This window comes from Acinetobacter sp. YH16031 (genome assembly GCF_013417335.1).
In the GTDB taxonomy this organism is placed as follows: domain Bacteria; phylum Pseudomonadota; class Gammaproteobacteria; order Pseudomonadales; family Moraxellaceae; genus Acinetobacter.
Genome location: NZ_VPED01000015.1, coordinates 20,793 through 42,320, shown reverse-complemented (window position 1 = coordinate 42,320; position 21,528 = coordinate 20,793). Strand labels below are relative to the sequence as shown.

Below are 21,528 nucleotides of genomic sequence, written 5' to 3'. Positions count from 1 at the left end.
AATTAATTATTCATCGCCCAGGATCGAAAGAATCCCGTCCAGCTCTTCTAAAGAATGATAGCTAATGACCAGCTTGCCTTTCCCTTGCTTGTTGTAGTCAATTTTAACATCCGCACTAAAGCGCTCAGACAGACGCTGAGTCAACTGCTGAATGTCTGGCGCAATCGCTGCTTTTGGTTTTTCTGTTTTCGGTGCATTGTAGTCGCGTACCAACTGTTCGGTTTGGCGTACTGACAGACTCTTTTCAATGACCATCTCAGCAACTTTAAGCTGATCTTTAGCCTTCAAAGTCAGGATGGCACGTGCATGTCCCATATCCAGCAAGCCCTGCTGCATAAAGTCTTTTACTTCTTCAGCCAGAGTTAGCAGACGCAGTAGATTACTTACTGTAGTACGTGCCTTACCGACGGTATCGGCAATTTCCTGATGGCTTAAACCAAACTCGTCATGGAAACGCTGCAAAGCCATCGCCTGATCAATCGGGTTCAGATCCTGACGCTGAATGTTTTCGATTAAAGCTAATGCAATTGCGACCTGATCATTCAGCTCACGCACAATCGCAGGAACTTCAGTCAGACCTGCTAACTGTGCCGCACGCCAACGACGCTCACCCGCAATAATCTCGTATGGATAGCGTTCATCATCGACCGGACGGATCACGATTGGCTGCATGATGCCATGCTTCTCAATCGATGCTGCCAGTTCCTGCAGATCCTGCTCATTGATATAGCGACGTGGCTGATATTCACCACGTTTGAGCAGATTGACATCAATCTGTTTCAACTGACCATGATCAAGACCTTGTGCTTCGAGTTGTAATTTTTCTTTTTGAATTGATCCCAGCAAGGCATCTAAACCACGACCTTTGGCGAGTCCACGTTTCTTGACGGTCATGCTTTACTTCCTTTTTTCACTTTGCTTTTCTTTAATACTTCAGCTGCCAGATTTAAGTAAGCAACTGCACCCTTTGAACTTTTTTCAAAATAAATTACCGGTAGACCATGTGCCGGCGCTTCAGCCAAACGGATATTACGTGGAATCACGGTTTCATAAAGTTTTTTACCAAAATACTGCTCTAACTCTTCCGAAACATCACGGGTCAAGGCATTTCGGGCATCATACATGGTACGCAATACACCCACGATCTGCAGATCTGGATTAAGTGCTTGCTGAATGCGGTCAATGGTTTGTGTCAGATCAGCCAGGCCTTCGAGAGCATAATATTCGCATTGCATCGGAATAATCACGCCATCCACCGCTGCCAGTGCATTCACGGTAATCAAGCTTAAGCTTGGTGCACAATCAACAATGATATAGTCGAATGAGGATTCAATTTCCTGCAAAGCTTCACGCAAAATAAATTCACGGCCTTTTTGCTCAGCAATCGCCAGCTCCACACCAGCTAGGTCACGGTTTGCCCCTAAAACCTTGTATCCAACTTCAGCCTTGGTAATCGCAGTTTCAATCGGCACTTCACCCAGCAATACATCAGTCACTGAATACAGCAGGTCATTTTTCTGAATCCCTGACCCCATGGTCGCATTGCCTTGAGAATCCATATCCACAAGCAAAACGCGTTTTTTTAGCACAGCGAGAGATGCCGCCAAATTTACTGCGGTTGTGGTTTTACCGACACCACCTTTCTGGTTGGCAATCGCAATAATTTGTGCCATGTTGACCCCGATCCTTCAAAAATTTTAAATACGTTTTAATAGAAGTAAATGACGTTGTTCGTCCAAGCGCGGAACCTTCAGTTCAATAATCTGACAGCTAAATTCATCTTTTAATGCTGCCACTTCCTCTTCAGGAATCAAGCCTTTCATGGAAGCAATAATACTCTGCTCATGCATATATGGTTTAGATGCATTCACAAAATCTGTCAATGAAGCAAATGCACGACTGGTAATCACATCGAACTGACCCAGCTCATTGATACTGTCTTCATTTTCCACACGGGTTTGTACTGCAATGACATTTTTTAATTTTAGGTCTGCAATAAACTGCTTGAGGAAACGAATTTTTTTACCATTTGAATCCAGTAGTACGCAATCACGCTCAGGCTGACATAAAGCAATGATCATGCCCGGCATACCACCCCCAGTCCCGATGTCGAGCAAACGACCTGCAGGCAAGTCCTTCAGAATGCTCAGACTGTCAAGCAGATGCTTAACCAGCATTTCTTTAGGATCACGGATTGCAGTCAAATTGTATGCTTTATTCCACAGTACCAAAGCGTCTTGGTACTTGAGTAATAAATTTAAAGCTTCATCCGACAGCTCTAAACCTAAAGCCTGGCTACCCTGCTTTAGTTCTTGAAAAAACGTGTGCATAAACAATCAACGCTCGAAAAAGTTAAGTGGAAGTATACCGTTTTCTCTATATTGGCACAGTAGGGAGTGCTTAGTGAATATTCACTTAAGCAGACTTCCCTTCTCGGATCATTAAATCCAGCGCATTCAAACGCTCAGGCGTTCCCACATCCACCCAAATACCTGTCAATTTAGAAGCAGCAATCTTGTCTTCCAGCATTGCTACTTTTAATAGTGGTGCTAAAGGACGTTTTCCAGCTTCTAAGTCTGCAAACATTTTCGGGTGAATTACTGAAACACCGCTAAAAGTCAGGTTTTCACCCGCCACCTGCTGATCAAAGGTATAAGCCTTGCCATCTGCAAGCGTGAAATCACCGTTTGGATGCTGTTCCGGGTTTTGTACTAATACCAGATGTGCCAAATTTTCACCCAGCTCAACATTCAATAAAGGTGCAAAGTCCATGGTTGTCCAGACATCACCATTGACCAGAATAAAAGGTTCATCACCAAGTAGTGGTAAAGCATTAATAATGCCACCGGCTGTTTCCAGACCTTCACCTTCATGTGACCATAAAATCTTGATACCGAACTGTGAACCGTCACCCAAAGCCTGAGCCAGTTTTTCACCTAGCCAGGCAGTATTAATGACAATTTCATTCACGCCTATCGCAGCCAGTTTTTCAATATGCCAGACAATTAATGGTTTGCCACCTACTTCAAGCAAGGGTTTTGGCGTATGCAAAGTCAAAGGACGCATGCGGTTGCCCAAGCCAGCCGCGAGAATCATCGCTTTCATTTAGGCCGCTACCTCGTATGAACCATATTTTGCTTCAAAAGCTGGCATCACTTTTTCATGAATAAACTGCATAAATGGCTGTAATTCAGGATAGTCTTTAGTTTCTTCCAGTAGATACCACATCACACGTGGCAGGTCTTTTAGATAGCCAGATTTACCATCTCGCTCAAACAAGCGGACAAAAATACCTAAAATCTTGATATGACGCTGAATGGCCATCATATCCGCATCTTTTTTAAACTGTTCGAAATCACGGTCCTGTTTTGCCGCTGCTGGTAACAGGTCATAGAACACTTTAAACCAGCGATACACGCGATCAGCATTCCACTGTACATAAGCATCACGGGTAATAGAGATCAGGTCATAGGTATCAGCACCAATCACTGCATCCTGAAAATCAATCACACCTAGTTCAGTTTCATTTTCGATTTTCATCAGGTTACGGCTATGAAAATCACGATGCACAATGACTTGAGGTTGTGCCAAAGCAGCATTCGCCAGAATCGCAAAGGTGCGCTTGATCAGAGCGGACTCTGATTCTGTTGGCTGAATTTTTAAAGCAGGCAGCATCCAGTCAGTCAGCAGCTCCATTTCAGAAATAAGCTTCTCATAAGAATAAGCAGGAAACTGACCTTCTCCAGGAATGGCTTGCAACTGAATCAGCTGTTTAAAACTTTGCTCATAATAGGCATCAACCGTCTGATCATTCAGCAGATTTGATAACAGCACATCACCAAAATCTTCAAGCAGCAAAAAGCCATTTTCCAGGTCTTTGGCTACGATGTGTGGAACACGTACGCCATGGGCATCAAAAAATTCATCAATCGTCACAAAAGGCACACAATCTTCTTTTTCTGGTGGTGCATCCATGAGCATAAATGTTTTATTATTCAGTTTGATTCGTGCATAACGACGAAAACTTGCATCGCCTGCTAAAAAATGTGTTTCAAATTGATCTGAACCGAGTACAGAAGCAATCCAAGATTGTATCAATTGTTCGCGTTGAGTATTCATTTGCAATAAATTCTAGTACAGGCTGAGTTTTTAAAGTGCTAAGTGTAGCTACTTATCAACTTTTTCTCTATGATGCGACAATAATTAATTGCGATAAAAGCATGATTGGTTAATGAGACAAATGAAGCATCACTTTAAAATAAACCCTCTAGCGACTGCGATCTTAACCCTTTTATGTAGTAGCTCGGTCTCAAGCTATGCTGCATCAAATGACTCATCCAATGTAAATGCGGAACAACTTAAACAGCGCATTAATGAGACCTATCCCGGTGAAGCATTCTTCTCACAATATTATGTGGATAAATCTTCACCAGAAGCACAGCAGCGTCAAGGTAAATACCTCAGTTCAGCCTATTGTGAGGGCGCCTGGGTCACTCCTATTGCACCTGATGCACCGACGATTGACCCTGAACAGGCAACTTCAACCATTACTGCAGACTATGGTCATTATAATCCGGCCGGTGATTCTTACTTAGAAGGCAATGTGGTCATTGATCAGGAAGGTCGCCAGATTCGTGCGGAACGCGTGACGATTGATCAGACTCAAACCTATGCCAAGGCAGAAGGTCAAGTCCAACTGGCCCAAGGTGGCTTGATTTCGCAAAGCGATGATATTAATTACAACCTGAAAACCCAGCAAGGTGACTTAAACAACAGTTTCTTCATTGCCGAAGAACAACATGCGCATGGTCGTGCTGAAAAGATTGCCAAAACCTCTGACGATACGCTTGAGCTGGAAAATGCCACCTATTCCACCTGTCCGCCTGAACAGAAACCGACCTGGAAAATTCAGGCAGATCAAATCAAGCTGAATCAGGAAACCGGTCGCGGTGAAACCCGTAATACCAAGCTCTATGTGAAAGATGTTCCGGTACTCGCTGTTCCTTATTTTAACTTCCCAATCGATGATCGCCGTACCACAGGGATTCTGACGCCAACTTTCGGATTTACCAATGATGGCGGTCTGGAATTAGGTGTGCCGGTTTATCTCAATTTAGCACCACAATATGATGCGACTATTACGCCACGTTATATCAGTGACCGTGGCGCGATGCTGGATGGGGAATTTCGCTATCTGACTGAAAATTATGGTGAAGGCCGGATTTGGGGTGGCTACCTGCCATCTGATGAAAGTTATAGCAATAAAGACCGTAAAGACCTGCACTTCCTGCATAACTGGCAGATCAACGATCAGTTCTCAACAAATCTTGAATATAATTACGCATCAGACAAGGACTTTTTTGCCGATCTGGATAATAACCCAGATTCAAAAACAGACCTGAACTTGCGTCGTGCTTGGGAAGTCAATTATAAAAATGGTATCCCCGGCTTAAAAGCCCAGTTTAAAGTTGAAGATTTCCAGACGCTTGATCCTGCCGTTCTGGATGAAGACCGCCCTTATGCACGTTTGCCGCAGCTTTTAGTGAATTATAAGACCGGTAACCCATTGGGTTTGCAATACGAATTTAATAACGATACGGCTTATTTCCAGAAAGACATCAGAAATACCGAAAATATTGATCCAGATAATGAGATCATTTATCAGCCAAGTGGCACACGAATCTATAATGATTTCTCGGTGCGCTATAACCACTTCACGCCATGGTCATTCTTCATTCCTCAGGCGACATTACGTAATATCAATACCTTTTATGATGAGGAAACCCAGAACCGTAGCTCATCAAGTGAAAATCATTCTATCGTAGTGCCACAATTTACGCTGGACACCGGTTTAATTTTTGAAAAAGATGGTCGCTATTTACAGACCTTGACGCCTCGCCTGTTCTACGCTTATTCACCGTATGAAAATCAGCGTAATCAGCCAAACTTCGACTCTGTCGTAGCCTCAATTAACTATGACCAATTATTTAGCGCACGTCGCTTCTATGGTAATGACCGTTTAGAAGACAATAACTTCGCTTCTTTAGGTCTTAGTTATAGTTTATTTAATGAAGAAGGTTTAGAGCGATTACGCGCCAGCGTGGGACAAAGCTTCTTCTTTGAAGATCGCCGTGTCACATTAGATCGTGAAGCAGATGAATTTGACCGTGAAAGCCATACTGGACCAGTTATTCAGCTTAGAAGCCAGTTAAACAAAAACGTGCATGTCAACCTGAATTCTAGCTGGATGTCGAATGGCTCCAATGCCCAGCGTGATGTACAGGTTTATTATACGGGCGATCAAGGCAATCTGTATAACGTAGGCTATTTCTATCGTAAAGATATACCAAACCGCCAGGAAAGTTATGATCAGGTTGTTGGCTCATTTATCCAGCCAATTGCCAATAACTGGCGTTTAGTCGGCCATGCACAATTTGACCTGGATAATAGTGTCGCACGTGAATATTTACTTGGCGTAAACTATGAGTCATGCTGTTGGGGAGTATCTGTCTATGGCCGCTCATACTACAATGACCTAGACGATATCAATGACCCAGATGTGAAAGCGAAACGTGCAGTAATGGCTGAAGTAACGCTTAAAGGTCTTGGCGGGTTAAGCAACAAGCTAACCTCATTACTAGAAAATCGTATTCTAGGTTTTAACAATATCAATCAAACTTGGACAGAACGTTAATGAAGACAAAACAGTTAAAACAAATTTTTAAAGCGACCGCACTTGCGCTATGTCTTTCTTCAGCGATGACGACTTTTGCTGTTGCCCAACCTAAAGATGAAGTTGTAGCTGTTGTCGACAATAGCGCTATTCTGCGTAGTGATCTGGCACAAAGCGTTGCTGAAATTTCTCACCAGTTACAAAAGCAAAACAAGCCTGTTCCACCGCAACCTTATCTTGAACAACAAGCACTTGAACAGCTAATTGTACGTCAGGCTCAACTGGAACAGGTCAAACGCTACAATATCCGTCCAGATGAAAAATCTTTAAATGAAGCAGTGCTTAAAGTAGCACGTGATTCAGGCTCCCCTAGCTTGGAAGCTTTCCAGCAAAAACTGGATGCTATCGCGCCGAATACGTATGCCTCTTTACGTAACCGTATTGCAGAAGATCTGGCACTTAGCCGTTTACGCCAGCAAGCCGTAAATTCACGTATCCAGATCAGTGATCAGGATGTGAAAAACTTCCTGAATACACCACAAGGTCAAGCTCTGTTAGGTAGCCAAGTACATGTTCTGCATTTACGTATAACCGGCGAAAATGCTCAACAGATTGCTGCGCAAGTAAGAAATGACTTGAGCAGCAGCAATGATATTCAGGCGATCAGCAAAAAATATTCAACTGGCGATATTAAAGTAGATGCTTCTGATATGGGTGTTCGAAACCTGTCAGAAATTCCAGGAGAACTCGCTGCACGTGTTTCTACCCTGCAAGCGGGTCAAACATCTGAACTGATTCCTGCGGCAGATGGCGTGCATGTCCTGAAACTTCTAGAACGTAAAGGTGGTGAGCAAAAAGCACTGGTACCTCAGTACCAGACCCGTCATATTTTGATTCAAACATCAGAAGTGGTTAGCCCAGAAAATGCCAAACAAATGATTGATAGCTTGTATGCGCGTCTTAAGCAAGGTGAAGATTTTGCAGTATTGGCATCTACTTTCTCTAATGACACAGGTTCAGCGCGTGATGGCGGTAGTTTAGGCTGGGTCAGCCCAGGTGTCATGGTACCTGAATTTGAACAACGTATGAAAAGTACGCCAGTGGGTCAAATTAGTGAACCGTTCCAGTCACAATTTGGCTGGCATATCCTGCAAGTGACCGATACACGTCAGCAAGATATGACTCAGGAATATCAGGAACGTATGGCCCGCCAGATCCTGGGTGAACGCCAGTTTGATGCTGAGCTAGATAGCTGGTTACGTGAAACTCGTAGCAATGCCTATGTAGAAATCAAAGATCCTCAGCTAGATCCTAAACGCGCTCGTTAATTTAAGAAAAGAAAGCCAGTATAATGCTAGCTTTTTTTAATGGCTCAATTTTTTAAGCAATAAAAAAGCCTCTTATTAAGAGGCTTTTTTATTTCAGATCCGATTAACGATTGTTTTCGTCGTCAGAAGAATCTTCAAATTTTGAATCGTTGTCAAAACCAGCGCCTTGACCACCAAAACCAGCACCTTGACCACCAAAGCCAGCACCTTGACCACCGAAGCCACCTTGACCACCGAAGCCACCTTGACCACCGAAGCCGCCTTGACCGCCGAAGCCGCCTTGACCGCCGAAGCCAGCGCCTTGACCGCCGAAGCCACCTTGACCGCCGAAGCCACCAGCAGCGCCTTGACCACCGAAGCCACCTGCGCCGCTTTGACCACCGAAGCCAGCACCTTGTGGACCAGCAGGAGCACCAGCAGGACGAGGGTTACGTGCAGGTACAACTGTAGAAATCGCGTGTTTGTAAACCATTTGGCTTACTGTATTTTTTAATAATACAACGTATTGGTCAAAAGACTCGATGTGACCTTGTAATTTGATACCGTTTACCAGGAAGATAGAAACTGGAATACGTTCCTTACGGAGAGAATTCAAGAATGGATCTTGTAAAGTTTGACCTTTAGACATGTTATAACTCCAAAAATTTAAAAATCAGCGCAAAAAACTATCTCTATTTTTCAATTAAAAATTATAAAAAAGATAGTACTCAAATTTTGCTTTATCCGTGACAGTTTCGCAAGTCTTCTTGGGCCTGCTCGAGCGTAAAATATGTTGTAAATTTATGCTTTTCTTGCAAAGATCTCAACCAAGTATATTGACGTTTGGCAAGTTGTCGTGTCGCAAATAAAGCCTTATCCTCCATTTCCCGTTGTTTTTCATGACTTAGGTCACCTTTTTTTAAGAATTCTATGGCTTGGCGGTAACCTACTGAACGCATTGAGGGTAAATTTTCGTCAAAATCGTATTTTCCCATTAATCCTTTAACTTCATTTAAAAATCCGTTTTTCCACATAATTTCAAGACGTTTTTCAATACGTTTGTGCAATTCTAACCGATCGGGCATTAAGGCATAATTATGGAAACTGTAACGATATGGTAAATTTTTTGGTTGTTCTGCTTGTAGTTTTGTAATCGGCTCACCTGTTAGCTTAAAAACCTCTAATGCACGGATAATTCTCTGTTTATCACTGACTTTAAATTTCTGGCCTGCTAGTGGATCTACCTGACATAATTCAGCATACACCGCTTCCCACCCTTCACGAGCGGCTTTCTCTTCAATCTGGGCACGCACCGCATAATCTGCACTTGGTAAATTATCAGACAAGCCTTCAAGTAAGGCCTTAAAATACAGCATGGTGCCACCCACCAAAATTGGTGTTTTACCATGCGCATGAATATCATCAATCAGACGGCAAGCATCTTCGACAAAGTTTGCTGCAGAATAGACTTCGAGCGGGCTAATAATATCGATCAGATGATGCGGATAGCGCTCTAATTCCTCTTTAGAAGGTTTCGCCGTACCAATGTCCATTTCCCGATAAACCAGCGCAGAATCGACAGAAATCAGCTCAAAATGACCTCGCTCGTATAGTTCACATGCCAAAGCAGTTTTACCGCTTGCAGTTGGTCCCATTAAATTGATGACCGGCAGTTGATTGGACATGTAAGGCTACTCTCCCCGAGCAAAAAGTTTATCAAGTTGAGACAATGGAAATGCTCGCCAAGTTGGACGACCATGATTACATTGGCTCGCAAATTCAGTTTGTTCCATCTGACGCAGCAAAGCGTTCATTTCAGACAGACTTAACATTCGATGCGCACGTACCGCACCATGACAGGCCATGCCTGCAAGAATCTGATCACGTTTTTGCATTAACCCCTGTCCCTGATCATTCGGATCCAGATCATTCAATAATTCAGGGATCAAGGCATCAAAATCAGCCTTATGTAAAATGGCCGGTACGCCTCGCACAATGACCTGTTCATCACCATACTGGTCAATTTCCAGGCCTAAACGAGCAAGTTGATCTTTGAGCTCGTCAACACGCATGGCTTGCATACGACTAATGCTCACCACTTTAGGAATCAGCAATTGCTGGGATATCCAGAATTCCGGTTTATCCCAAGCCATTTTCATCTGTTGCAACAGAATACGCTCATGCGCCGCATGCATATCTACGATGATTAAGCCTTCGGTATTTTGCGCCAGAATATAAATACCATGCAGCTGGGCGATCGCAATCCCCAAAGGATGCTCATCCACTTTACTGTGTAAATGTGACTGAAATGCATCCGATGCTGAATTAATGGTTTCCGGTTCAGTTTCTCTTAAAGGCGCGAGATAACTTTTTAAGGCATTATTCAGCTGCTGTGAACCCGAATATGGTTTGCTGTAATCCTGCACATAATGCACAGTTTGTGGACCTGATGACTCGAAATCCGTTAACACATCAGAAGCTTCTTCTTCACGCTGATGATATGGATATGTGGCGGGAATAACCGGTTGAGTGGCTACGGACTGATGCAGGCTAAACTGCTCCTGATAGCGTGGCTGAGGTGTAATCGCAACAGCTTCAGACTCAGTTTTCATGGCCTCAGCCAGATCAGCGCTCGCAGTCTGGAATTGTGCCAGGGTTTCCTTGGCATAGTGACGTACAAATTCATGTACTTCACGCTGGTTCAGGAAACGAATTTCATGTTTGGTTGGATGCACATTGACATCGATGCTTTCTGGATCGATTTCCAGAAACAGTAAATAAGCGGCATGCTGATGGCCATGCAGGATACCATCATAAGCCATACGCAAAGCGTGCGAAATAGTCTTATCTTTAACGATCCGGCCATTCACATAGACATACTGCAAATCGGCTTGAGCCCGTGCATCCGAAGGATGTCCGAGCCAGCCTGATAAACGCATATTGATACTGTCTGCATCAATCCAGTAAGCATTTTCAGTAAACTGACGGCCAAGTAATTGTTGCACACGTTGAAAACGCAAAGCTCCACTATCTGCAACCGGCAAATTCAGCTTGATCGTTTGGTTATGTTCCAATACAAAGCGAATATCGAAATGCGTTAAAGCCATACGGCGAACAATTTCTTCGATATGTCCAAATTCAGTGCCGGGCTTTTTCAGGAATTTGCGCCGCGCCGGAACATTGAAGAATAAATCCTGCACCCTGATCTGGGTACCTTTGGATGCTGCGACCGGTTGAATATCCTGATGATCAAAAGCCGTACCGTTCACTTCGACCTGATAGCCAATGCCATCTTCATTCTGGCTACTGGTTAAAGTCAGGCGTGACACTGCAGCAATCGAGGCCAACGCCTCACCACGAAAGCCCAAACTGGTAATCGCATGCAGCTCTTCAGCCGTTTGAATCTTACTGGTCGCGTGACGCATCACGGCTAGTGGCAAATCCTCATAATGAATGCCTCGGCCATTATCAATGATTTCAATCAGCGTACTGCCGCCCTGTTCCACCCGGATGATCAGCTCGGTCGCACCTGCATCAATCGAGTTTTCCAGCAACTCCTTGACCACAGATGCAGGACGTTCAATCACCTCACCTGCGGCAATCTGGTTCGCCAACGCAGGATCAAGTGCGCGGATACGGCGTATGCTTAAATCATCAACCATTTGGGAATTCAGGCTCCAAAGCTTGCTGTAAGGCCAGATTAGAAAAAATCAGACTTGCTGTACGGGTCAGCTCATCTTCTGATTTTAAAATTTCAATAATTAAATCGGCTTGCGGGATTTCATCACCCCCCTTAGAAGGCCATTCAAATAAAAATAGCGCATTAGGAGTTTCTAAATAATCCCGGATCCCCATCAATTCAAGTTCATAAGGGTCATTGAGACGATATAAATCAAAATGAAAGATATCCTGACCATTCACCTGATACGGTTCCACCAGCGTGTAAGTCGGACTTTTTACTGAGCCTTTATGACCGAGCTGTTGTAAGTAATAACGCGTCAGCGTGGTTTTCCCCGCACCCAAGTCACCAATCAGATATATAACGCCCGCAGAAAAATTATTTGCCAGAACTTTGGCCAGATTTTGGGTGTCATCTTCATGTTTTAAAGTGACGTTAAATGAATAAGGCATATTACTCACGACATGATGAAAAAGAATAATTATGATAGCATCGCAACGCTTTAAAAGCCTATTCACCTCTGTGAGAAACTGTATTTTTTCACAGCATCCGTTCCAGACCAGAGATAGATCCACGTTGTGATGACTTCGACTGTTGAATTTAGCCCACCCATGCTGAATGGGGTAACGGCAAGTAAAGTGTTCCTGCAAGCGACATCAGATTCACCCAAGACAGTCTATGCCTATCTCTGTGCACAATTTCCACATATTGAGTCGAGCGAATGGCAATCCCGTTTCGATAATGGTCTGGTTTATGATACTCAGGGCAAAGCCTTAACCATCGAAAGTTCTTTTCAAGCGAATACTCATTGTTTTTATTATCGTTTTTTGGCACACGAAGTGCATGTTCCTTTTCAGCATCAGATTCTGTTTGAGAATGAACATTTGCTGGTGGTGGATAAACCGCATTTTTTGACCATGAGTCCTACTGGAAAATATGTACAGGAAACCTTGCTGGTACGCCTAAAACAGCAAACTGGAAATGAACATCTTACTCCGATTCATCGCTTAGATCGTGAAACGGCAGGTGTGGTGCTGATTTCAAAATGTGTGCAATCGCGTGGGGTTTATCAGCAAATGTTTGCAACTCGGCAGGTACAGAAAACTTATCATGCGATTGCGGTTTATCGTGATGATTTAAGTTTTCCGCTCATCACAAAGCTGAAAATGGAAAAAGGCCAGCCCTTTTATACCATGCAGGTGGTAGAAGGAGAGCCTAATAGCGAAACCGAAATTCAACTGCTGCAACATGATCAGCAATGGGGCAAATATGAGCTAAAACCATATACAGGAAAGCAACATCAGTTAAGGGTACATTTAAGTCATTTGGGAATTCCGATCCAGAATGATCCTTTTTATCCGCAGGTTTCCCATAAGGCGGATGATGATTTTTCTGCACCTTTACAGCTACTGGCCAAACACATTCAGTTTACGGATCCAGTTACCCAAAAGCAGATGCAATTTAGCTCTGAACTTGAATTGACACTGTAAATCTCTTGTCATTACAGATTATTTTCTAAAAACGGCGACTTGAGGATTGAAATCCCGAAGTTATCGATTAGAATAAGGCGAAAAGTTAAGTAATTTAAAGCTTTGAAAATATTATGAGAAAAACTGAAGTTTATCAAATTCGCCTGGATTCCCAAGAAAAGAAACAGGCATTTGCAGTATTTAAACAATTGGGGATTACGCCGGCTCAGGCAGTTCGTCTTTTTTTTAAACAGGTGGTTCTGACCAAATCAATCCCCTTCTCGATTGAAAATCAGAATATCAATCTGGAACAGCTGATCAAGTTACGCAAGCAGAAACAGAATGAACTAAAGTCAGAACAAACTTCAAGTCCAAGTGCTACAGCGATTCCAGCAGATCATCAGGAAATAAATCTGGATGATGATCATTTTGATTTATTTGAAGAACTGAATGCTATTCTAGGTGAAAGCGACAAAATTTAACATTGTTGCATTTACGAACAATTCTTAAGTTTCTCTCCTTTCAAACTTCGCTATGCTTGATGTTAATGATAAATAATAAAATTAACATGGAGTAAGCCGATGATCGTGCGACGCGCCCAGTCAGAAGATCTACCTAACCTGGCCATTTTATTTGATGAGTACCGTCAATTTTATGGTACTTCTTCCAATCTGGATTTATCTCACGAGTTTCTGAAACAGCGTTTTGAAGATGGTCAAACTGTCATTTTCATCAATACCAAGGATGATATTTTTACCGGATTTATTCTGCTGTATTTAAGATTTTCCTCAGTCGCATGTTCTACTTATTATGTGCTGGACGATGTCTATATTAGCCCGCCTTATCGCCGGCATGGTGCAGCCAAGCAACTGATTGATACTGCTATTTTATTTGCCCGGCATGAAAATGCGCTTCGAATCAGCCTGGAGACGCAAAAAACCAATTATCAGTCACATAAACTTTATGAGTCACTTGGATTTATTCAGGACAATGAATTTGTGACTTTCCATTGTTTCCTGAAATAAATCCCAGACTTTATTCGGTACGGAATTTTGCTTGTGCCACTTGTTCTGCATCCAGATAGGTCCATTCCCCTATTGCCAGTTCATTCAAGGCCAATGCACCAATCTGGGTACGATGCAACTGCTCTACTTTATTGCCAACAGCTGCCAGCATACGTTTCACCTGGTGATAAATCCCTTGATGAATGGTCATTTGCAGACGATTGTCATCCAGACGAACAATATCTGTAGCAGCAAAGGTGCCTTTTTCATTTCTCAATTCCACACCCTGTGCAAGCTGTTGAATCTGCTCATCTGTCACGGGATCGGCAGTAGTCATCTGATAGACTTTCGCCACATGTTTCTTAGGATGGGTCAACGCTTGTAGGAACTGACCATCATCCGTCAGCAATAACAGTCCGGTGGTATCCTGATCGAGACGACCTACACATTGAATTCCACGGTTTAACAGGATGTCATCAAACAGATCAAATACACTGAAATGATGGGTAGCCTGATGTGAGCACTCATAATCTTGTGGCTTGTTGAGCGCAATATATACTTTTTCCCGATAGCGATACTCATGACCATAGACGCTAAAAGTCAGATCTTGCAGATTCAGCTTATGCTTGGGGTTATCGATGAGTTCGCCCTGAATCGAAACACCACCATTTTTAATCAGTTGCTGACAATGTTTTCGTGAACCGAAACCTTGTGATTGCAACATTTTTTCCAATAGCATCTGTCTAAACCTGTTTAAATGAGGGATAGGCGCATTCTATACTGAAAACTAACCAGATTCATTTCTTGTAGGGCTTTCTCCCTTTAAATGGCTAAAAAGCCTATAATCCTGTGAGTTTTCCTTTTTCTATCTCCTCATGTCCCAACTTGATCTGAATCTGCTTGTTCTTCTGGTTCTACTGGCTTGCGGTATTTTTAGTCATAATACTGCTGTGACCATTGCTGCGGCCGTGTTGATCGTATTAAAAATCACGCCTCTCAATGAACTCTTACCTTATGTACAGCAACATGGCCTAAATATCGGGATTATTATTTTAACCATTGGCGTATTGACTCCGATTGCTAGCGGGAAAATTCCTGGTGACAGTATTCTTAAATCATTTCTGAGCTGGAAATCTTTACTGGCAATTGCAATCGGTCTATTCGTTGCCTGGCTTGGTGGACGTGGGGTGAAACTGATGTCGAGTCAGCCTGATGTCGTTGCAGGTCTATTAATTGGTACAGTCGCAGGTGTCGCGGTACTTCGTGGTGTCCCTGTCGGGCCATTAATTGCGGCCGGGATTTTATCGTTATTGATTGGAACGCAATAAGCCTTTAACCATGATTGTGCAATATTCTTAAAAATTAACATTCTAAAATTATGAACTGCAAAGTATTAAATCACATGATCAGCGACATGGATGTCGCTCGTTGGATTGAGGTACAGGATGTACCTTCAATCCAACAAAAGATTTTTGTTACTTTTGATCTTTTAAAAGTAAAAGCTCACGTTAAATACTAAAATTTAAAAACCCAAATTTTATTCCACAAACAGCAAGGCCAAACGCACCTGATCATAACCTATACGCGGACTGGTCAATTCCACAATCGGACGTAATTTAATACTGCCATCATCATTAAAATGATCTGAATTTTGACGTTTGGTTAGACGTTTATAAATCTTGCGGACTTGTTCAACAACTTCTTCACCCGGATGAGCGACTGAGATATCCAGCCCTTGTTCTTTATGCAAACGTCCCAGATGGTTAATGATAGTGGCAGGTGTCAAGCCACGTTCAGTTGCAATATCGGAAATCTCATAACCTTCTTCAAACAATTCACGGGTTTCATCCAAGGTTGCAGTCGCGTAGTTTTGCTTGCCACCATTTTTAGCAATTTTCTTCTCATTACGCTGGATCTCGACTTCGTTCAAAGTACCACCACAATGACGGATAAAGGCCTTATGCTGTACAGTCAAATCTACGTTTTCAAAATTCGCTTCTGCTTCATCTGACAGTTCCTGAAAACGGCGATCAGCCTTAATGGCAAGACTATCCAGTTCCAGAGCCTGTTCATTAAAGCCTTTTAGACGTAATCCATTTAAGCTTTTCAAACGGGATAATGCTACATAGCCCTGACCTTTTTCAAAGGTATGGCTCAAGTCAATCTCAGCAGCTTCGAGCGTCATGCCTTGAGACTTATGAATGGTAATCGCCCAAGCTAGACGTAATGGAATCTGCTGGAAACTGGCAATGGTTTTGCCTGCTTCATTATCCACTGACCAGGTTTCAGGCTCTACAATCAGGGTAGTTCCATCTGTCAGTTTGACCTTTGGCAGAACGCCATGCTCATCATCATCTTCAAAGCCGATCACTTCACCCAGACTGCCGTTGATATAGCCCATATCAAAGTTATTTTTCACGAACATGACCTTGGCATGTTTTTTCAGGGTTAAGGCTTCGGGTGCACGGACTGAAGACTTTAAGGTTTCTATCAGTTTTTCATTACCATCACATTGCGCATCAAACTGGCGTGGATCCTGATCAATTTCATTCAGATGCTTAAAGTTAATACTGTCGACATCCATATTGTGGGTATAGAGACGTGTATAGGTATCACCAATATCCTGCTGACGTGTGGCCTGTAGTGCTGAACGATGTTCAGGTGAAATGGCCTGCGCACGAATGGCATTCAGAATATCATTCAGGTAGTCATTACCCTGACGATGCTGCTCGGTCAGATAACAAACCCGAAACTTGGCTTCAACCCAGGCATCCGACATAAAACAGAATTTATCGCGGTTACGTTCATCATTTTTTCCAACAGGCGGTAACTGGAAAAAGTCTCCTGCAACAATGACCTGAATCCCGCCAAAAGCTTCATCGCTTTCCTTGAAATATTTTAGCACCTGATTGACCAGATTGAGCTGCTTGGCATGCAGCATAGAAATTTCATCAATAATCAGAACTTGCGCATTTTCCAAGTGTTCTTTCAGGTATTTACGCTCTTTCATCCGCTTCAGGTCTTCTTCAGACAAAAAGTCTTTGATCCCGATCCCTGCCCAAGTATGAATGGTCATGCCATTCATATGCGTTGCTGCAATACCAGTCGACGCAGTAATGGCGACTGACACCTTACGGGCTTTCAGATAATTGATATATTGATTGAGCGTATAAGTTTTCCCTGCACCCGCAGAACCGGTTAAAAAGACATTTTCCCCTGCTTTTAAGAGCTTAAGTGCAGTTTCCTGTTTCATAAAAGAGATACCGTAAAAGAACGGCTATAGCCTAACGATTTTTGCCGGAAAAGTTAAGCTTCACGGACAGAAAAGCATTGAATCAGGTCAAGCCTGGAGGTTTAACCAGTTAATAAAATGCTGGGCAATATTGATATATTCAACTTCCGCTTTTTGATTATTTGGATACTCAAGCTGGTCAAAGATGACTTGGTCATTCTGCAACTGGCAGCCTAAAATCAGAGGTAATTTGATTGCAGGATGTGACATGCGAAAGGCCACATATTCACCTTCGACTATACGCTGTGCATAACTTGCAGCCAGACAGTTCCGGAATATTCTGGCCTCTTCAATAATCCGCTCCAATGTTTTTAATTCCTCAAAACGCCAATTAAAATACAGTAGAAAATGTGCTTGTGTGAGCGGCTTCCAGCTTGCTAGAGCAAAGTCTTTTTTGAGCTTGGCAATAATTTCCTGCTTCTGAATCTGTTCATGCCAGGCAACTGCCTGCATAAATAAACTGGTCCAGCTTAAATTCTTAGGCACTTCTGTTTGAGTAGAAAAATACTCCGGCAGATAATCGCGGATATAACCGTCAAAACAGGATTCCCGCACATGCCGGGCATGTAAATAAAAACGCTTCCTGAACTCTACAAATGGAATCTGGTTACGTTGTAGCACGTTATAAAAATCACGGTCTTGCTGAGTTTGAGGCCGAATATAAGCCAGCACATCCTTAGGCAAATCACGGGTGACCTTATACAGATGCTGCATATAAGCCTGCATCACCCGACTTAAGTTAGCGTAAACTCTTTTAGTCATCTGATCATCCATTGCCACTACATCCCGCAATAATCCGATCCATTCATCCAGATATAAAATCGATGGACTAATCGCAATACGATGATCCTCAACAGCCTGACGCATCCCTTTGAGAACAACTTTTCGATTCCGCTCATACTCAAACCAGCAATGCTGAATGGCATATTGATGAACATCATCAATAAACAGACGTGCTGCGATATATTGAAAATACTGCAAGGTAGCTAAAACAATCTGCGGATGAATATGATGCGTATCAATAAAGCTTAAGGCTGTTGCTGCTACCCGCACACTGCTATGTTGAATATTGCTGCTCAGCCAATCCAAGATTTCCGCAGGCTGTTTAAATAGCCAGTTCACTACCCGATGACAATCAAATAAAGGAAGTTTGGCGACTTTTTTTTGCCATAAATAAGGATTATTTTCCAGAAAATTGCGTTTGGATAGCAGATCACTCCGATGCCAGCTATCACGATTCATCAGCCGGACAAAGCCCAGTAGATGACTTTGCTCTTCGGCATGCCGATACAGCAAACGGATATCGTCAATATGGTCATTCAGCTCATGCAGATTGAACCGGTTTTCAAAGGATAAGGAGATAATCCGGAAGGTCGCGGGGTGCAGAAACTCAGGCGCACTAAAACAGAATGCATCCAGACTGTCCATCACTGACTGAATCGATAGAAACTCATCTGACTGCAAATGTTGCAAGGAAAAGATTTGCTGTAGCTGTTTTAAGACATGCGCAGGAATCTCATGCCCACTTTGAAGACAATTGCTGATCAAAGGCTGAGTATAAACTTCAGCCTTAATCATAAAGGAGTCGATAATTTCAGCTTGCACAAGCGACATCTGCTTTAAGCAATTAGCAACTCGTTCAGGCGCATTAACCCATATATAGACTTGATCAATAATAAGTTGACGGAGCTGTTTGGCTTTATCACGTAAAAACAGGGAATGCTGGGGCTTTAAATCCCCAGTCAGAAAGTAAATATCCTGAAAGAAAAACTCTTCCAAAGCCTCTGCTTTAGCCAGCCTGGAATCAATCTGCATTTCTGCTAAGGCATGGGGACTTTCCAGATTTAAATCTTGAGGTGTATATAGCTGTATATTTAATAAGCCATTAAGCAGATCAATTCGATGCTCATCCTGATGAATCCTGAACAAATTCTGGGCATTCACATGACCAATAAGCGCCATTTGATCCAGATACAGCTGATTTAACTCAGGAAAAATACTGAGGCATTGTTCAGCGAGCTGTCTGAATGGCAGTAACAAACCCTCCTGTTCCATATTTCCCCCTTCGTTTTAACCCTATTGAGTTACAGACCTACTGAATTTCAATCCTTTAAAATCGCTTTTTCCTTTCTATTACAGAAATTGAAGCATGGTGATTTTTTAGACGATTCGATCTCAATGTAAAGCAAAGCAGGAATGATGAAAAGACCTAGACTTCATCTTGCCGACGCCTGTCAGCTAGCTCCTCGAGTCCCTGATAGATCTTGTGTTGTAAATGCTCACGAAAATCAATCAGATCATTCTCGTGCTGCATATGATGAATCGGCTGCCGCGGCATAAACTGAAAATAAAAAGGTAAACGTTTTGGGAACAGATTTTTAGGTAAGGAAGGAATCACGTCACCATGACGTAATAATTTATTGAGTTGGGGAATTTTTAATAATTTTTGAAAATACTTATGTTGAATGATCTTATTGGCATCAAATCCAATCTCATAGATTTCATCACCGCCCAGTGCAGCAAAAGGGACAATATCGTATTGAAACTCTTGAGCCAGCTTAAGGAAACCGTAACGCTCTTTCCAGATCAGCTGATACTGCTCACCTTCCCTCTTCAGCACTTCACGGCCACCACCCGGAAAGACCAGAATCGAGTAGCCTTGCTGCATGGCCGAGCGGACATAATCCTGTATGCCATCAATAGCGCCAAACTTTTTCACTGCTTCACGCCATAGCGGCACATAAAAATGGCTATGATCAGCAATACTGACCACAGCCACTTGATGTTGGTTGTACAGGTAATCAATCAGCATTGGCGCATCAAAGATGCCATACATGGAATGATTACCGACATACATTGCAGGTCGACTGGCATCAATATTTTCAGCCCCTAGAAAAGTAGGCGTGAAATACAGTTTGGATAAGGCACTTAAGCGCCTGATCCATGCTCCGTCATGCTTGACCTGCAAAATATGCTCCCGGCTTACGCCACGCGTTTTTGTACCAGGATTGAACCTACTGAGTAGCCTGCACCAAATGAACACAGTACGCCATACTCGCCGTCTTCAACTTCATTTGCAGTACGGTGTAAGGCAATAATGACACCTGCTGAAGAAGTATTGGCAAACTCATTTAGAATGATAGGTACCAGGCCTGGCTTGGCATTTTCTTTGCCCACTACCAGTTTTAGAATCAGTTCATTCATGCTGGCATTGGCCTGGTGCAACCAGAAGCGTTTTACATCTGTAGGGGCAATATGATTTTTCTCAAGTTGAGCAGTAATCATCTTGGCAACCAGTGGACACACTTCTTTAAATACCTTACGACCGTCCTGACGGAAACGTTTATCGTCGATATCCGCATTTTCTGATGTATTCAGGAAACCGAAATTATTGCGGATATTGTTTGAGAACTGGGTAAATAATGAAGTATCCAGAATCTCGAAACCGGTTTTAGTTTCAGTATCTTCAATGATCGAGGCAGTTGCGACATCACCAAAAATAAAGTGACAGTCACGTGAACGGAAATCGGTGTGTGCAGAGGTAATTTCAACATTCACCAGCAATACACGACGTGCGCCTGCTTTGATAGCATCAGTAGCCTGTTTTAAACCAAAAGTTGCTGCTGAACATGCAACGTTCATGTCATAAGCATAACCTTGAATACCCAGAGCAGTCTGGATTTCAATCGCAACCGCAGGATAAGCACGTTGCAGGTTTGAACATGACAGGATCACGACATCGATATCTTCAGCAGTGACACCAGCATTTTCCATCGCCTGTTTTGCTGCGATCACGCCCCATTCTGCCTGAAGGGAAATTTCATCATCTGAACGTTCAAGTAGATTTGGACGTAAACGTTTTGGATCGAGGATGCCAGTTTTTTCTGACACATAACGGCGTTGTACGCCTGACGCTTTTTCAATAAATTCTGCGCTAGAACCACGACGCGCATCTAATTCGCCTGCAGCGATTTTATCTGCATTTTCGTGATTATACAGTTCCACATAAGCATTTAAACTTTCAACTAACTCTTCATTGGTAATGACATCTTCCGGATGGAACAAGCCAGTACCCGTAATACGGATGCCCATGTAAAACTCCTT

20 protein-coding genes are annotated in these 21,528 nt (G+C 42.9%); 6 read left to right on the top strand and 14 right to left on the bottom strand.

What is annotated here, in order from left to right; all coding sequences use genetic code 11:
• Positions 1-6: 6 nt before the first annotated feature.
• From FTV31_RS08440 to FTV31_RS08420, 5 genes are all read right to left on the bottom strand, one after another.
• Positions 7-894 carry a ParB/RepB/Spo0J family partition protein gene (locus FTV31_RS08440; RefSeq protein WP_004784018.1) on the bottom strand — a complete coding sequence of 296 codons (888 nt, stop codon included), beginning with the start codon at positions 892-894 and terminating at the stop codon, positions 7-9.
• Complete coding sequence (locus FTV31_RS08435; protein WP_004784019.1) at positions 891-1,673, bottom strand: ParA family protein; 783 nt, start codon at positions 1,671-1,673, stop codon at positions 891-893. Before FTV31_RS08435 ends, FTV31_RS08440 begins: the two co-directional genes overlap by 4 nt.
• Before the next feature lie 24 nt (positions 1,674-1,697).
• Entirely contained in the window at positions 1,698-2,330 is a 633-nt protein-coding gene (gene rsmG / locus FTV31_RS08430; RefSeq protein ID WP_166139427.1) for a 16S rRNA (guanine(527)-N(7))-methyltransferase RsmG, read from the bottom strand.
• A gap of 85 nt (positions 2,331-2,415) precedes the next feature.
• Positions 2,416-3,105: an N-acetylmuramate alpha-1-phosphate uridylyltransferase MurU gene (murU, locus tag FTV31_RS08425; protein WP_180014247.1), complete on the bottom strand. Its 690-nt coding sequence runs from the start codon at positions 3,103-3,105 to the stop codon at positions 2,416-2,418.
• Positions 3,106-4,119 (bottom strand): aminoglycoside phosphotransferase family protein, encoded by a 1,014-nt coding sequence (locus FTV31_RS08420; protein WP_180014245.1) that lies wholly within the window; start codon positions 4,117-4,119, stop codon positions 3,106-3,108.
• Positions 4,120-4,240: 121 nt separating this feature from the next.
• Between FTV31_RS08420 and lptC the strand changes: the two genes are divergently transcribed.
• Positions 4,241-6,694: an LPS export ABC transporter periplasmic protein LptC gene (lptC, locus tag FTV31_RS08415; RefSeq protein ID WP_180014243.1), complete on the top strand. Its 2,454-nt coding sequence runs from the start codon at positions 4,241-4,243 to the stop codon at positions 6,692-6,694.
• Complete coding sequence (locus tag FTV31_RS08410) at positions 6,694-8,001, top strand: peptidylprolyl isomerase (protein WP_180014241.1); 1,308 nt, start codon at positions 6,694-6,696, stop codon at positions 7,999-8,001. Before lptC ends, FTV31_RS08410 begins: the two co-directional genes overlap by 1 nt.
• A 103-nt stretch (positions 8,002-8,104) precedes the next feature.
• On the opposite strand, the gene hfq is transcribed toward FTV31_RS08410, so the two are convergent.
• From hfq to tsaE, 4 genes are all read right to left on the bottom strand, one after another.
• On the bottom strand, positions 8,105-8,629 hold the full coding sequence (hfq, locus tag FTV31_RS08405) for an RNA chaperone Hfq (RefSeq protein ID WP_180014239.1): 525 nt from the start codon (positions 8,627-8,629) through the stop codon (positions 8,105-8,107).
• 91 nt (positions 8,630-8,720) lie between these two features.
• On the bottom strand, positions 8,721-9,665 hold the full coding sequence (miaA, locus tag FTV31_RS08400; RefSeq protein WP_180014237.1) for a tRNA (adenosine(37)-N6)-dimethylallyltransferase MiaA: 945 nt from the start codon (positions 9,663-9,665) through the stop codon (positions 8,721-8,723).
• 6 nt (positions 9,666-9,671) lie between these two features.
• Positions 9,672-11,642 (bottom strand): DNA mismatch repair endonuclease MutL, encoded by a 1,971-nt coding sequence (mutL, locus tag FTV31_RS08395; protein ID WP_180014235.1) that lies wholly within the window; start codon positions 11,640-11,642, stop codon positions 9,672-9,674.
• Positions 11,635-12,111, bottom strand: a complete 477-nt coding sequence (gene tsaE / locus FTV31_RS08390) for a tRNA (adenosine(37)-N6)-threonylcarbamoyltransferase complex ATPase subunit type 1 TsaE (RefSeq protein WP_180014233.1) — start codon at positions 12,109-12,111, stop codon at positions 11,635-11,637. The genes mutL and tsaE overlap by 8 nt, the downstream gene beginning before the upstream one ends.
• Before the next feature lie 129 nt (positions 12,112-12,240).
• Here tsaE and FTV31_RS08385 point away from each other — a divergent pair, with 129 nt between their 5' ends.
• From FTV31_RS08385 to FTV31_RS08375, 3 genes are all read left to right on the top strand, one after another.
• Positions 12,241-13,149, top strand: coding sequence for a pseudouridine synthase (locus FTV31_RS08385; protein WP_180014231.1), 909 nt, complete (start codon positions 12,241-12,243; stop codon positions 13,147-13,149).
• A 113-nt stretch (positions 13,150-13,262) separates the two neighbouring features.
• The gene (locus tag FTV31_RS08380; RefSeq protein WP_180014229.1) at positions 13,263-13,610 is read left to right on the top strand and encodes a type II toxin-antitoxin system RelB/DinJ family antitoxin; all 348 of its coding nucleotides are present in this window, start codon (positions 13,263-13,265) and stop codon (positions 13,608-13,610) included.
• A 99-nt stretch (positions 13,611-13,709) separates the two neighbouring features.
• Positions 13,710-14,153, top strand: coding sequence for a GNAT family N-acetyltransferase (locus FTV31_RS08375; RefSeq protein WP_180014227.1), 444 nt, complete (start codon positions 13,710-13,712; stop codon positions 14,151-14,153).
• 10 nt (positions 14,154-14,163) lie between these two features.
• Here FTV31_RS08375 and FTV31_RS08370 read toward each other — a convergent pair whose 3' ends face one another.
• The gene (locus FTV31_RS08370; RefSeq protein WP_180014225.1) at positions 14,164-14,871 is read right to left on the bottom strand and encodes a pseudouridine synthase; all 708 of its coding nucleotides are present in this window, start codon (positions 14,869-14,871) and stop codon (positions 14,164-14,166) included.
• A 136-nt stretch (positions 14,872-15,007) separates the two neighbouring features.
• Here FTV31_RS08370 and FTV31_RS08365 point away from each other — a divergent pair, with 136 nt between their 5' ends.
• Positions 15,008-15,460 carry a DUF441 domain-containing protein gene (locus FTV31_RS08365; protein ID WP_159124011.1) on the top strand — a complete coding sequence of 151 codons (453 nt, stop codon included), beginning with the start codon at positions 15,008-15,010 and terminating at the stop codon, positions 15,458-15,460.
• A gap of 209 nt (positions 15,461-15,669) precedes the next feature.
• Here FTV31_RS08365 and FTV31_RS08360 read toward each other — a convergent pair whose 3' ends face one another.
• The 4 genes from FTV31_RS08360 to FTV31_RS08345 form a co-directional block, all read right to left on the bottom strand.
• Complete coding sequence (locus FTV31_RS08360) at positions 15,670-17,385, bottom strand: AAA family ATPase (RefSeq protein WP_180014223.1); 1,716 nt, start codon at positions 17,383-17,385, stop codon at positions 15,670-15,672.
• Between the two features lie 87 nt (positions 17,386-17,472).
• Positions 17,473-19,479, bottom strand: a complete 2,007-nt coding sequence (locus FTV31_RS08355; protein ID WP_180014221.1) for a hypothetical protein — start codon at positions 19,477-19,479, stop codon at positions 17,473-17,475.
• Positions 19,480-19,633: 154 nt separating this feature from the next.
• On the bottom strand, positions 19,634-20,392 hold the full coding sequence (locus FTV31_RS08350; RefSeq protein ID WP_180014219.1) for a lysophospholipid acyltransferase family protein: 759 nt from the start codon (positions 20,390-20,392) through the stop codon (positions 19,634-19,636).
• 14 nt (positions 20,393-20,406) lie between these two features.
• Entirely contained in the window at positions 20,407-21,516 is a 1,110-nt protein-coding gene (locus tag FTV31_RS08345) for a beta-ketoacyl-ACP synthase III (protein ID WP_180014217.1), read from the bottom strand.
• Positions 21,517-21,528: the final 12 nt, after the last annotated feature.

Excerpts from the sequence above, each read along its gene's own strand:
- FTV31_RS08440 (WP_004784018.1), bottom strand. The coding sequence starts at position 894 with ATGACCGTCAAGAAACGTGGACTCGCCAAAGGTCGTGGTTTAGATGCC.
- FTV31_RS08435 (WP_004784019.1), bottom strand. The coding sequence starts at position 1,673 with ATGGCACAAATTATTGCGATTGCCAACCAGAAAGGTGGTGTCGGTAAA.
- rsmG (WP_166139427.1), bottom strand. The coding sequence starts at position 2,330 with ATGCACACGTTTTTTCAAGAACTAAAGCAGGGTAGCCAGGCTTTAGGT.
- murU (WP_180014247.1), bottom strand. The coding sequence starts at position 3,105 with ATGAAAGCGATGATTCTCGCGGCTGGCTTGGGCAACCGCATGCGTCCT.
- FTV31_RS08420 (WP_180014245.1), bottom strand. The coding sequence starts at position 4,119 with ATGAATACTCAACGCGAACAATTGATACAATCTTGGATTGCTTCTGTA.
- lptC (WP_180014243.1), top strand. The coding sequence starts at position 4,241 with ATGAAGCATCACTTTAAAATAAACCCTCTAGCGACTGCGATCTTAACC.
- FTV31_RS08410 (WP_180014241.1), top strand. The coding sequence starts at position 6,694 with ATGAAGACAAAACAGTTAAAACAAATTTTTAAAGCGACCGCACTTGCG.
- hfq (WP_180014239.1), bottom strand. The coding sequence starts at position 8,629 with ATGTCTAAAGGTCAAACTTTACAAGATCCATTCTTGAATTCTCTCCGT.
- miaA (WP_180014237.1), bottom strand. The coding sequence starts at position 9,665 with ATGTCCAATCAACTGCCGGTCATCAATTTAATGGGACCAACTGCAAGC.
- mutL (WP_180014235.1), bottom strand. The coding sequence starts at position 11,642 with ATGGTTGATGATTTAAGCATACGCCGTATCCGCGCACTTGATCCTGCG.
- tsaE (WP_180014233.1), bottom strand. The coding sequence starts at position 12,111 with ATGCCTTATTCATTTAACGTCACTTTAAAACATGAAGATGACACCCAA.
- FTV31_RS08385 (WP_180014231.1), top strand. The coding sequence starts at position 12,241 with ATGACTTCGACTGTTGAATTTAGCCCACCCATGCTGAATGGGGTAACG.
- FTV31_RS08380 (WP_180014229.1), top strand. The coding sequence starts at position 13,263 with ATGAGAAAAACTGAAGTTTATCAAATTCGCCTGGATTCCCAAGAAAAG.
- FTV31_RS08375 (WP_180014227.1), top strand. The coding sequence starts at position 13,710 with ATGATCGTGCGACGCGCCCAGTCAGAAGATCTACCTAACCTGGCCATT.
- FTV31_RS08370 (WP_180014225.1), bottom strand. The coding sequence starts at position 14,871 with ATGCTATTGGAAAAAATGTTGCAATCACAAGGTTTCGGTTCACGAAAA.
- FTV31_RS08365 (WP_159124011.1), top strand. The coding sequence starts at position 15,008 with ATGTCCCAACTTGATCTGAATCTGCTTGTTCTTCTGGTTCTACTGGCT.
- FTV31_RS08360 (WP_180014223.1), bottom strand. The coding sequence starts at position 17,385 with ATGAAACAGGAAACTGCACTTAAGCTCTTAAAAGCAGGGGAAAATGTC.
- FTV31_RS08355 (WP_180014221.1), bottom strand. The coding sequence starts at position 19,479 with ATGGAACAGGAGGGTTTGTTACTGCCATTCAGACAGCTCGCTGAACAA.
- FTV31_RS08345 (WP_180014217.1), bottom strand. The coding sequence starts at position 21,516 with ATGGGCATCCGTATTACGGGTACTGGCTTGTTCCATCCGGAAGATGTC.